This is a genomic window from Pseudoalteromonas sp. GW168-MNA-CIBAN-0100, assembly GCF_040309225.1.
Lineage (GTDB): Bacteria > Pseudomonadota > Gammaproteobacteria > Enterobacterales > Alteromonadaceae > Pseudoalteromonas > Pseudoalteromonas arctica.
In genome coordinates, this window is record NZ_JBEOOL010000274.1 from 1 (window position 1) to 340 (window position 340).

At 40.6% G+C, this 340-nt stretch carries 1 protein-coding gene; it reads right to left on the reverse strand.

Translation table 11 applies throughout. The features are described from left to right. Positions 1-242: M14 family zinc carboxypeptidase (locus AAEY62_RS21085; RefSeq protein ID WP_350636282.1), on the reverse strand; the 242-nt coding region annotated here is incomplete at its 3' end. Positions 243-340 lie beyond the last annotated feature (98 nt).

The window sequence follows — 340 nt, forward strand, 5'->3', positions numbered from 1 at the left end:
CCAATAGGGTTGGCATAAGGCACTAAAGTAATATCACCTTTAAGATTAAGGTGCTTTAATTGTTCAAGTAGTTGAAAAATTACCGCGTTACCTTGTACTTCAGCTCCGTGCATGTTGGCCTGAATATACACACTTGGCCCCGTGCCATCGCCTTTTAAACGATACACAGGAATAGTGAGTGGTAAGCCATTGGCAACTTCACCAACGACGATGTTTTCTTGACTAATTGGTGAGGCGATCATGAGTATCTCAACATTTTAATTTTATCTCAGGTACATTATCTTAGGTACATTATCTCAAGTAATAACTGGCATCTTCGGCTGCACGCAAACAGCTAAGT